The organism is Amycolatopsis sp. NPDC059235 (assembly GCF_042754125.1).
GTDB classification, from domain to species: Bacteria; Actinomycetota; Actinomycetes; order Mycobacteriales; family Pseudonocardiaceae; genus Amycolatopsis; species Amycolatopsis albidoflava.
The window spans coordinates 29,322-40,550 of sequence record NZ_JBHZAG010000017.1 but is presented as its reverse complement, the minus strand read 5'-3'; the positions used below and the strand labels follow the sequence as shown (position 1 = coordinate 40,550).

At 70.5% G+C, this 11,229-nt stretch carries 9 protein-coding genes; 6 read left to right on the top strand and 3 right to left on the bottom strand.

All coding sequences use genetic code 11. From position 1 onward, the window contains the following. Positions 1–783: 783 nt before the first annotated feature. On the bottom strand, positions 784–1,059 hold the full coding sequence (locus ACFXI3_RS14465; protein WP_378399852.1) for a hypothetical protein: 276 nt from the start codon (positions 1,057–1,059) through the stop codon (positions 784–786). A 397-nt stretch (positions 1,060–1,456) separates the two neighbouring features. On the opposite strand from ACFXI3_RS14465, the gene ACFXI3_RS14460 reads away from it, so the two are divergent. The 3 genes from ACFXI3_RS14460 to ACFXI3_RS14450 all read left to right on the top strand — a co-directional run bounded on the left by ACFXI3_RS14460 (position 1,457) and on the right by ACFXI3_RS14450 (position 4,711). Next, a complete protein-coding gene (locus ACFXI3_RS14460; protein WP_378399851.1) occupies positions 1,457–2,128 on the top strand; it encodes a GntR family transcriptional regulator in 672 nt (223 codons plus the stop codon). A 64-nt stretch (positions 2,129–2,192) separates the two neighbouring features. Then, on the top strand, positions 2,193–3,605 hold the full coding sequence (locus ACFXI3_RS14455; protein ID WP_378399850.1) for an aldehyde dehydrogenase family protein: 1,413 nt from the start codon (positions 2,193–2,195) through the stop codon (positions 3,603–3,605). Positions 3,606–3,628: 23 nt separating this feature from the next. Next, on the top strand, positions 3,629–4,711 hold the full coding sequence (locus ACFXI3_RS14450; protein ID WP_378399849.1) for an alcohol dehydrogenase catalytic domain-containing protein: 1,083 nt from the start codon (positions 3,629–3,631) through the stop codon (positions 4,709–4,711). Positions 4,712–4,753: 42 nt separating this feature from the next. Here ACFXI3_RS14450 and ACFXI3_RS14445 read toward each other — a convergent pair whose 3' ends face one another. Next, positions 4,754–7,069 (bottom strand): transketolase C-terminal domain-containing protein, encoded by a 2,316-nt coding sequence (locus tag ACFXI3_RS14445; RefSeq protein WP_378399848.1) that lies wholly within the window; start codon positions 7,067–7,069, stop codon positions 4,754–4,756. 133 nt (positions 7,070–7,202) lie between these two features. Here ACFXI3_RS14445 and ACFXI3_RS14440 point away from each other — a divergent pair, with 133 nt between their 5' ends. Next, the gene (locus ACFXI3_RS14440) at positions 7,203–7,682 is read left to right on the top strand and encodes an Lrp/AsnC family transcriptional regulator (protein ID WP_037815539.1); all 480 of its coding nucleotides are present in this window, start codon (positions 7,203–7,205) and stop codon (positions 7,680–7,682) included. A 3-nt stretch (positions 7,683–7,685) separates the two neighbouring features. On the opposite strand, the gene ACFXI3_RS14435 is transcribed toward ACFXI3_RS14440, so the two are convergent. After that, complete coding sequence (locus ACFXI3_RS14435) at positions 7,686–7,979, bottom strand: DUF3040 domain-containing protein (protein ID WP_344277388.1); 294 nt, start codon at positions 7,977–7,979, stop codon at positions 7,686–7,688. Positions 7,980–8,131: 152 nt separating this feature from the next. Here ACFXI3_RS14435 and ACFXI3_RS14430 point away from each other — a divergent pair, with 152 nt between their 5' ends. Then, the gene (locus tag ACFXI3_RS14430) at positions 8,132–8,986 is read left to right on the top strand and encodes a TIGR03619 family F420-dependent LLM class oxidoreductase (RefSeq protein ID WP_344277385.1); all 855 of its coding nucleotides are present in this window, start codon (positions 8,132–8,134) and stop codon (positions 8,984–8,986) included. A gap of 264 nt (positions 8,987–9,250) precedes the next feature. Further along, positions 9,251–11,191: a 4-alpha-glucanotransferase gene (gene malQ, locus ACFXI3_RS14425; RefSeq protein ID WP_378399847.1), complete on the top strand. Its 1,941-nt coding sequence runs from the start codon at positions 9,251–9,253 to the stop codon at positions 11,189–11,191. Positions 11,192–11,229: the final 38 nt, after the last annotated feature.

Here is an 11,229-nt window from a genome sequence, read left to right as displayed (position 1 = left end):
GGGGGGGGGTGGGGCGGGGGGGGGGGGGGGCGGGCCCGCGGGGGGGGGCGCCCCCCGCGGGGGGGGGGGGCCCCCGCGGCCGCCCCCCCCCCCCCCTCGACTCGGGATGCGTGACCTGCTCGGTCCCGACGTCACCGGCTGAGTCGGCGGTGGCCAGGTGCGGCCCTCTCCGTCGGCGCTGTTCCCGAGCCGGATTGCCGACGGGCCTGGGTTGCTGACTGGCCTGCGTTGCCCGCTGGTGCGCGTTGCTGACTGGCCTGCGTTGCCTGCCGGCCCGGGATTGCTCACCGGCCTGCGATGCCCGCTGGTGCGCGTGTTGACGGGCCTGCGTTGCCTGTCGGTCCGCGTTGCTGACCGGCCCGCGTTGCCCTCCTGTGTGCGTTGCTGACTGGCCAGCGCTGCCTGACCGGCCCGCGTTGCCTGCCAGCTTGTGTTGCAGAGCGGCCCGCATTGGCGGTCGCCCGCGCTGGCGAGGCGGTTTGCCCAGTCGGCGGTACCGCTTCGGCGCTGAGGCACCGATGTCACGGTGCGATCCGGCTCGCCGTCGAGACGGCACGGCGGCGTCGAGCGCGTGGCCACGGTGTCGTCCCCACACGAGAGACGAAACCGCGCCCTGGCCGGAACCTTCCTGCCTCGGGTCGGCAGTGTCGAGACCGCGACCGAGCCACCGAGGCGGAGCAACAGCGTCGAAACGACAACCGCGAGCGCCGGACCGACCTAGCCGGACGTCGCCTCCGAACTGAGCCGAGTCACCCTCGTGCCGCGGATCTTTTCTGGCATCGGCTACTCACCCGCCGACGGGGTGTGGGTCACCAGCAGGGTCACGCCTGCTTCGCCGTCGCAGTCGACCATCACCGGGCCGACTCCGTTGCCTACCTTCGTGGTGACTTTCGCTGTTGCCTTGAAGGCTTCCGGGTTCGCGTCGACGATCTTGATGTCCTTCAGAATCTGGTGATCCGGGAATCCGCCGATCACCTTCTTCAGGCCCTTGCCTCCGCCGCAGTTGCCGGTGAGCGTGATGTCACCGCCGGGGGCGGCCGGGTTCGGGTCGATCTTCACGGTCGCCCTGGCTCCCTCCGGCGGCTGCTCGGCGGGCGGCTGGGCGGCAACCGCGGCGGGCGCAGCGGCTGCGGCGACGGGCGACGGGCGACGCCGGATGATCGCCGGTGGCCGCCGCGGCGACTCCGATCGTTCCTCCGGCGATGGCGGCCGCCGCGAGTGCCGTGCCTGCTGCCAGACGGGCGTGGCGCAGAACCGAAGACTTCACTGACATTCCGTTTCCCTCCCTCGGAGTGTCCATTGAGGACACTGTGCGGTTCACCCCGGTGCAAGGGGTTCGTCCGGATAGTCGAGGCGACCCCCGCCGCAGGTTCTCGCCGGAGCGAAAAGTGACCGGGGTCACATCCGCGAGCAAGGGCTACGATAGCGGGAAATCGAACGCTGGCGGGGAGTTTTCGTGACAGTGGCCGGAGAAGCGCGCGAACGGCTGAGCCCGCGGGTCGCCAAACAGGTGCGCGATCTGATCCTGACCGGCGCGGTCCGCGGCGGCGAGCGGCTGCGGACGGAGCATCTGGCCGAACGCCTCGGCGTCAGCGCCACCCCGGTCCGCGAGGCGTTGATGGCGCTCGCGGGCGAGGGCATGGTGGATTTCCGTCCAGGGCGCGGATTCCGGGTGATTCCGGTGACGCGCCGCGACGTCGTGGACGTCTACGCGATGCAGGCCTACGTCTCCGGCGAGCTGGCCGCACGCGCGGCGGAGGCCTTCGACCCGGCGGGGCTGGCGCGGCTGGACGACCTCCAGCGCGAGATCGAGAAAACCGTCCGCGACGGCGACCTCGACGCGACCGAGCGGGCCGATTTCGCCTTGCATCGCATGGTCAATCACGCGGCAGCCGCGCCGAAGTTCACCTGGATGCTCTCGTTGACGCTCAGGTACGTGCCGTTCTCGGCGTATGCGGACATTCCCGGCTGGCCGATTCTCGCGCGCGACGACCACGATCGGGTGCTCGCTGCCCTGAACGAGCGCAAGCCGGACGCGGCGCGGGACGCGATGGCGGCGCACATCCGCGAGGCGGGGGACCTGCTGGTCGATTTCCTTGCGGCGCAGGGCGTCCTCGCGGCGCACTAGACAGCCGCAGCGTTTTCTATAGAATCCGGCGAGATGGAGAGAACACCAGATCGAAGGAGACTCGGTGGCTGAGCGCGACGTGCTGTACATCGGCGGCGGATGGGTCCGTTCGGGCTCGGAAGCGACGATTCCGGTGGAAAACCCGGCCACTGAGCAGGTCCAGGCGCACATCCCGGAGGGCACGGCCGCCGACGTGGACCGAGCGGTCCGGGCGGCGCGCGAGGCGTTTCCGGCGTGGGCCGAAACCACCCGCGCGGAACGCGCCGAGCTGCTGCGCAAACTTCTCGACGGGCTGGCGAAGCGAGCCGACGAGATCGGCGAGACGATCGCGAAGGACGTCGGCACGCCGTTGCGGATCGCGACCCGGATCCAGGCCGCGCTGCCGCAGACCGATGTCAAGACGTACGTCGATCTGCTCGGCCAGGACGAGCCGGAGGAGAAGGTCGGCAACTCGCTGATCGTCCGCGAACCGGCGGGCGTAGTCGCGGCGATCACGCCGTGGAATTACCCGCTGCACCAGATCACCTGCAAGATCGCGCCGGCGCTGGCGGCGGGCTGCACGGTCGTCGTGAAGCCCAGCGAGGTCGCGCCGCTGAGCGCGTACCAGCTGTTCGACGCGATCCACGAGGCCGGTTTTCCGCCTGGTGCGGTCAATCTGGTCACCGGATACGGGCCGGTGGTGGGCGAGGCGCTGGCGACGCATCCGGAGGTCGACGTCGTGTCGTTCACCGGTTCGGTGCGCGCCGGCACCCGGGTGGCTGAGGTGGCGGCACGCACGGTCAAGCGCGTCACGTTGGAGCTGGGCGGCAAGTCCGCCAACGTGATCCTCGACGACGCCGACCTCGCGACGGCGGTCAAAGTCGGCGTCTCCAACGCGTTCCTCAACGGCGGCCAGACCTGCACAGCGTGGACGCGCATGCTCGTCCCGCGCGAGAAGCACGACGAAGCGGTCGCGCTCGCGAAGACCTTCGCGGAAGGCTTCACGACGGGCGATCCGTTGGACCCCAAGACAAAGCTGGGCCCGCTTGTCTCGGCAGCACAACGGGACCGGGTGCGCGACTACATCGAAAAGGGCATCGCCGAGGGTGCGACTCTGGTGACGGGTGGGACCGAAGCTCCTGCCGGCACAGGCTACTTCGTCGCACCGACAGTTTTCGCCGGCGTGGACCCGGATTCGACGATCGCGCAGGAGGAGATCTTCGGCCCGGTGCTGTCGATCATCACGTTCGACGACGTGGAAGACGCGCTGCGCATCGCGAACAACTCCCGCTACGGCCTGCACGGCGCGGTCTGGTCGGCCGACCAGGATCGGGCGCTGGCGTTCGCGCGCAAGGTCCGGACCGGGCAGATCGACGTGAACGGCGGGGCGTTCAACCCGCTCGCCCCGTTCGGCGGCTACAAGCAGTCCGGTCTCGGCCGCGAGATGGGCCGGGCCGCGCTCGACGAGTTCACCGAGCTCAAATCCATCCAGCTCTAGCACGACCCGAAGGAGAAGACACCGTGGTCAAAGCCGTGGTTGTGCGCGAGCAAGGCGGCCGTCCGGAGGTGTGCGACATCGTGCTGCCGCCGGTCGGGCCCGGTGACGTGCGGGTGCGGATCGCGGCCGCCGGGGTGTGCCATTCCGATCTGTCCATGGTGGACGGGACGCTGCGCCCGCAGTACCCGTTCGTGCCGGGGCACGAGGCGTCCGGCGTCGTGGCCGAGGTCGGCGGCGAGGTCGCGCACGTGCGGCCGGGGGACCGGGTGGTGCTCAACTGGGCCGCCGCCTGCCGGGAGTGCTGGTTCTGCCTGGCCGGGGAACCCTGGTTGTGCTCGGCGATCGAAGGCGTCACCACGTTGCCGCGCGGGGAACTGGACGGCGGACCGCTCAACGTCCTGCTCGGGGTGGGCGGATTCGCCGAGGAGATCGTGGTGCCCGGGCGATCCGTCGTGCCGCTGCCGGACGGGGTGCCGCTCGATCTGGCCGCGTTGATGGGCTGCGCGGTGCTGACCGGGGTCGGCGCGGTGCGCAACACCGCGAAAGTCCGAAAAGGACAGAGCGTGCTCGTGCTCGGCCTCGGCGGGATCGGGTTGTGCGTGGTGCTCGGGGCGAAACTGGCGGGGGCCGGGCAGATCATCGCGGCCGATCTGTCACCGGAGAAGGAAGCGCTCGCCCGCGCGGCCGGTGCGACGGATTTCCTGCTGAGCGACGACAAACTCGCCAAACAGGTCCGCGGGCTGACCGACGGTCGCGGCGCGGACTACGCCTTCGAATGCGTCGGCGCGGCGGCGACCATCCGCGCGGCGTGGAGTTCGGTGCGCCGCGGCGGGCACTGCACGGTGGTCGGCGTCGGGCGGAAGGACCAGCAGGTCGTGCTGAACCCGCTGGAGATCTTCCACTTCGCCCGCACGCTCACCAGCACCGTCTACGGCGCTTCCGATCCGGACCTCGACATCCCGGTTCTCGCCGACGAGGTCCGTTCGGGTGCGCTGGATCTGGAAACCCTGGTGACGCACCGGATTTCGCTCGACGAGGTCGGTGACGCGTTCGACCGGATGCGGCTAGGGCAGGGAGCCCGCTCGCTGATCCGGATCGGGGACTGAAGGACCGGCCGGGACCTCGCCAAGGCCCCGGCCGATCTTCGCTCAGTCCGCCACGTCCAACGCCGCCTGAATGATGCTGTCCGTGTCGATGCCGTGGTGCCGGTACACGCTCTCCAGATCCCCGGACTGCCCGAACCGCGTCACGCCCAGGTGCGAAGCCCGGACGCGGTGGACGTTCGCCAGGAACGCCAGCGTGTGCGGGTGCCCGTCCAAGACCGTCACCATCGGCGCGGAGCGTTCGGACGGCAGCGCCGACTCCAGGATCCACGTCTCGGCCGTATCCTGCCCCGCCCGCGCCTGCACGGCGCGGAACAGCAGGCCAGGGCTCGTCACGCACACCACGTCCGCGTGCTTGCCCAGCGCGTCGAGCCGGTCGGCGGCCTCCAGCGCCTCGGTGACCATCGCGCCCATCGTCACCAGCGTGACGTCCGGACGCGCCACCGCGGCGGTGCGGATCGGGTACGCGCCGGCCACGACCTGGCGGCGGCGACGTTCCCGCGCGGCCGGGTCGGCAGGCATCGCGGCCAGGCTTTGGTCCACCGGACGGGTCGAAAGGCGCAGGTAGGCGGAGGTTCCGTCGGGGCGGCCGAGGCGCGACAGGGAAGCCAGCAGAGTCCACTCGACGTCCAAGGCGAAAGCCGGTTCGTACGTCACGCAGCCAGGCTGTTCGAGCCCGACCGACGGCGTGGTCACCGACTGGTGCGCGCCGCCCTCGGGCGCGAGCGTGACGCCGGACGGCGTACCGACCAAAATGGACTGTCCGCCGCCGTAGATGCCGAACGACCACGGTTCCAGCGCGCGCTCCACGAAGGGGTCGTAAAGCACCCCGATCGGCAGCAGCGGACGGCCCCAGCGCGACCACGTGGTGCCGAGTTCGCCGAGCGCGCTCACCAGGTTCACCTCGGCGATGCCCAGCTCCAGATGCTGTCCGCTGGGCCGCTCGCGCCAGTGCAGGATCGTCTCCGGGTCGTCCGCGAACCAGTCGACGCGTTCCTGCGGCGACCACACGCCGACCTTGTTGACCCAGCCGCCGAGGTTGGTGCTGGACGAGACGTCCGGGCACAGCGTCACGACGAGCTCCGCCGCTTCGGGCGCTTCGCGGGTCAAGTCGAGCAGCGCGCGGCCGAGCGCGGCCTGCGTCGTGGTGCGACCGGACGGCGTGCGGCCGATGTCGGACGGCAGTGCCGGAACCGGTTGCAGCGAAACGGTTTCCCGCTCCAGACGAGTGGCCGTCGAAGCGCACAGCTGGGCGGCGGCAGAGCCTTCGGGAAACTTCTGCCACGGGTTGTCGAGCGAGATCCCGACCCGCGAGGCCAGCGAACCCAGCTGCTCGGCGGTCAGCAGCGACGAGTGGTTCTGCGGATGTCCTTCGCTGGCGAGACCGAATCCCTTGACCGTGTAGGCGAAAACAACCGTCGGCCGGTGGTCCTCGATCGCGTCGAACGTGTCCAGCAGCGCGGACAGGTCGTGACCGCCGAGGTTGCGGATGGCGGCGTGCAGCGTGTCGTCGTCGAGAGTGTCCAGCAGCGGAGCCAGTTCCGGCGTCGTCAGGCGTTCGCGCAGCTGCGCCGGGGTGCAGCGGATGAGCCGCTGGTACTCCGGGTTCGACATCTCGTCAATCCGCGTGCGCAGCGCCGCGCCGCCCGGCCGCTCGAACAGTTCCTGCAGCAGCCGGCCGTACTTCACGGTCAGCACCTGCCAGCCGGCCGCCTCGAACATGCCCTGCAGCCGGGTCGCGCCGATGTTCGGGACCACGCGGTCGAGCGACTGCCGGTTCAGGTCGACGATCCAGACGACCTCGCCCAGTTCCGCCACGTTCGGGTCGAGGATCGCTTCCCAGCACGCGCCCTCGTCCAGTTCCGCGTCGCCGACCAGCGAGTACTGCCGTCCGGTTCCCGCGCCGCCGCCGTGCGATTCGACGTAGCGCCGCGCCAGCGCACCCCAGATCGGGGCGGTCGCGCCGATGCCGACGGAACCGGTCGAGTAGTCGACGCGATCCGGGTCCTTCGAGCGCGACGGGTAGCTCTGCAGGCCGCCGAACTCGCGCAGCGTCGTCAGGTACTTCTCGTCGAGGTCGCCGAGCAGGTAGTTGATCGCGTGCAGCACGGGGGAGGCGTGCGGCTTGACCGAAACCCGGTCCTGCGCGCGCAGCCGGGCGAACCACAGCGCGGTCATGATCGACACCATCGAGGCGCTGGACGCCTGGTGCCCGCCGACCTTGAGCCCGGTCGGGTTCGGCCGGACGCGGTTCGCGTGGTCGATGATCGCGGTCGACAGCCACAGCACCCGGTCCTGCACCTCGCGCAGGACGGTCACCGTGTCGTTGTCCGGAAGGCGTTCGGGGGCGGCGCTGCTCACGACGAATCGGACCTCTCTTGGGCGGAAAGTTCAGGACAGTCCAGCAGAGCTGGGTAGGGTGCACAACAAGCGCGTTCGACATTGCGCAGAACGCCCAGGTCGGCACCTCGCGGTGCGGAGAGGATTGCGCAGCATGCCCAGCACCCAGCGGCTCGACGCCACCGACGCCCGGATCCTGCTCGCGCTCGGCCGCACCCCGCGGGCGACCGCCGTCGCGCTCGCCGACGAACTGGGCCTGTCCCGCAACACCGTGCAAAGCCGGCTCGCCCGGCTCGAACAGGGCGACGCGCTGCGCTCGGCCGAACACCGGATCGACCCGGCCGCGCTCGGCTACCCGCTCACCGCGTTCGTCACCGTGCAAGCGCGGCAACGATTGCTGGACGAGGTCGGCCGCGCGCTCGCCGCGGTGCCAGAAGTGCTGCAGGTGCGCGGATTGACCGGGGCGCAGGACCTTCTGGTGCACGTCGTCGCGACGGACGCGGACGATTTGTACCGGATCGCCGGGGAAATCCTGGAAATCCCTGGCGTCGAGCGCACCAATAACGCGCTCGTCATGCGCGAGATGGTGCCTTACCGGCTCACCCCGCTGCTCGAACGCGCCGCGCAACGCTGAAAATCACGGCTGGTCGTCGGCCGCTCGCTCGCGGCCGCGCTGCAGCATGGCCCGGTGCGCCCACACCAGCAGCGGCGCGGCCAGCAGGCCCCACAGGAACCAGCCGGTGTCCCCGGCCATGAGGCCGAAGACCAGCATCAACAGGACGGTGGCTTCGGCGAGCACGAGGATCTTCCGCCACCGCCTGGACTGCGCGGGCAGCACGCCTTGGCTCAGCGTCGCGGCGAACACGGGGTCGCTCGCGGCGAGTTCCTCTTCGATCTTCCGCAGGGCGCTGCGGTCGCGATGGGGCAGCATGATCCCCTCCTCGGGCAGGACGGGCCGGTGATCGCTCAAGTACCAGTGGAATACCCGGTCCATGTCGCCGTCAAGCCCGGGTTTCACCAGGAATAATCGCGCCGCGCCGGAGGCCGTTGCAAACTGAAACACGTTCTAATAACGTGCCGGGGGTGAGATACGGGATCGTGTTGTTCACCAGCGACCGGGGCATCTCCCCGGCGGCGGCCGCACAGGCCGCGGAAGAGGCCGGATTCGCGACGTTCTACGTGCCCGAGCACACCCACATCCCGATCCGGCGGGACGCCCCGCATCCCCGGACCGGCGACTCCTCGCTTCCGGACGACCGCTATCTGCGCACGCTCGACCCGTGGGTCGCGCTGGCCAGCGCGGTGCCGGTGACCTCGACGATCCGGCTGGCGACCGCGGTGGCGCTGCCGGTGGAGAGCGATCCGATCACGCTCGCCAAGACCGTCGCGACGCTGGACCACCTGTCCGGCGGCCGGGTCACGCTCGGCGTCGGGTTCGGCTGGAACACCGACGAACTCGCCGACCACGGCGTGCCGGGGAAGCGGCGGCGCACCGCGCTGCGCGAGTACCTCGAGGCGATGCGCGCGCTGTGGACCGAGGAGGAGGCGAGCTACTCGGGCGAGTTCGTGGAGTTCGGGCCGAGCTGGGCGTGGCCGAAGCCGGTGCAGCCCAAGGTGCCGGTGGTCGTCGGCGCGGGCGGGAACGAGCGCACGTTCCGCTGGATCGCGCGGCACACCGACGGCTGGCTGACTACGCCCGGCGAGGGCGACATCACCGAGAAAGTCGCGCAGTTGCGCGAAATCTGGCGGGAGGAGGGCCGCGACGGCGAGCCGGAGGTGATCGCGCTCGGCCCGCGCCCGGATCCGGAAGGGCTGGCCAAGCTCGAGGCGGCAGGCGTCACCGAGGTCGTGTTCGGGCTCCCGGACCGCTCGGCGGGCGAGGTCGAGGCGTGGCTGGACCGGCTCGCCGGGAAGCTCGGGCAGCTGACCGGAGCCTGACGGCGTCCACTTCGGACCGCACTACCTCCGTTGGTATGGACCTGCGCGCTGAGATGGCGAAAAGCGCCTGAACGGGTGAACTCGGCCGTCGCGCGTCATTCCTGGAGCGGCCTTCCCTCTTGTTTCGTGTGGCGGTGACCGGCCCGCACCCCCCCCGACCGGCCGGTCACCGCTTCGCCCGTCTGCGGCGGCGAGGCGAATGGCGCCGCGCGGCGCCGCCCGGGACACTGGCCCGGTGCGCATTCCCGTTCCCCGGACCGAAACGTGACCCCCGAACTGGCCGAACTGGCCGCTGCCCACGGTGTCGCGACCCGCTACGAAAACGCCGACCAGATCGAAGTACAGGTCGACCCTGACATCGTGATCGCCGTCTTGGCGCAGCTCGACGTCGATGCCGGTACTCCACAAGCAATTCAGCGAGAATTGGCCGCGGTGCGGGAAGCCCGTGCCTCGCAAGCGTTGCCGCCGACTGTCGTCGTGCGCGCCGGGCAAGAACGCGAACTCGGCCAAGCTGTCACGGTCGAACTCGAAGACGGCACTGCGCGTGACGTCGGCACCACACTTCCGGCTGACCTTCCGCTGGGCTGGCACGAGATCGTCACCGCGGAGCAACGGGTTTCGCTGGCCGTCGTCCCGGACCGGCTGCCCGCGGTGCCGCCCGCGTGGGGCTGGATGCTGCAGCTTTACGCGCTGCATTCCGAACAGTCGTGGGGAATGGGCGATTTCGGCGATCTCGCCGCAATGGCGTCCCGCTCGGCCGCCGAGCTGGGCGCGGGCGTGCTGCTCGTCAACCCGGTGCAGGCGATCAGCCCGGCGCATCCGGTCGAGCGCTCGCCGTATTCGCCGTCCAGCCGCCGGTTCGCGAATCCGCTGTACCTGCGGGTCACCGACACCGAGGCGTTCGCCTCCGCCGACGAAGACACGAAGCGGCAGGTGCGGGCGTTCGCGCCGGATCCGATCGGCGAACTGATCGACTACGACGCCGTGTGGACCGCCAAACGCGCCGCGCTGGAACTGTTGCGGCCCTATCACCCGCACCCGATCAAACTGGATGAGGACCTTCGCGATTTCGCCGCTTTCGGCGCGCTCGCCGAGGTGCACGGAAGCGACTGGCGCGAGTGGCCCGAGCCGTTGCGCGATCCCGGCAGCGCCGAAGTGGCCGCCGCGCGCGAGGAACTGGCGGAGCGGATCGAGTTCCACGGCTGGCTCCAGCAGCTCTGTCACCAGCAGCTCGACAACGTCCGCCGCGCCGCGCGTGACGCGGGCATGCCGGTCGGCGTCGTGCACGATCTGCCGGTCGGGGTGCATCCCGGCGGCGCGGACACCTGGGCGCTGCGGAACGTGTTCGCCGCTCAGGTGCGGGTCGGCGCGCCGCCGGACGCGTTCAACCAGCAGGGCCAGGACTGGAATCTGCCGCCGTGGCGGCCGGATCGGCTCGCCGAAGCCGGGTATGCGCCCTTCCGCGACGTCGTGCGCGGCGTGTTGCGGCACGCCGACGGCATCCGGGTGGACCACGTCGCCGGGATGTGGCGGCTGTGGTGGATTCCGCCGGGCGAACCGGCCGGTCGCGGCACGTACGTGCACTACGACGCCGAAGCGATGCTCGGCGTGCTCGCGCTGGAAGCGCATCGCGCGGGCGCGGTCGTGGTGGGGGAGGACCTCGGCACTGTCGAGGACACCGTCACCGAAACCATGCACGAACGCGGCCTGCTCAGCTCCGCGGTGCTGTGGTTCCAGCGCGACTGGGACGCGCCCGGCAAGCCGTTCGTCCGCCCGGAGAGCTGGGATCCGGACGCGATGGCCAGCATTTCCACGCACGACCTGCCGACGGTGTCCGGCTGGCTCGCCGCCGAGCACGTGCGCGTGCGCGCCGAACTCGACCAGCTCGACCGTCCGGTGGAGCAGGAATACGCCGAAGCGGCGGCCGAGCGGACGGCGTTGCTCGAACTGGTTGCCAGCGAAGGAATTCCGGACGACGACTTGGTGGTCGCCTTGCACACGCTGCTCGCTTCGGCGGCGTCGCGGCTGGTGCTTACCGCACCGGCGGACGTCGTCGGCGAACGGCGCCAGCCGAATCTGCCGGGCACAGTGGATGAGTACCCTAACTGGCGCATCCCGCTTCCCGTCACTGTCGACGGGTTCTTCGCCGACCCGCGGGTGCGGGCGGCGGTCGCCCCGCTCGCCGCGGCCCGCCCGGTGCGCTGAAAAACTCGAAAAGCCCGTCCGGACAACGAAAACCGATG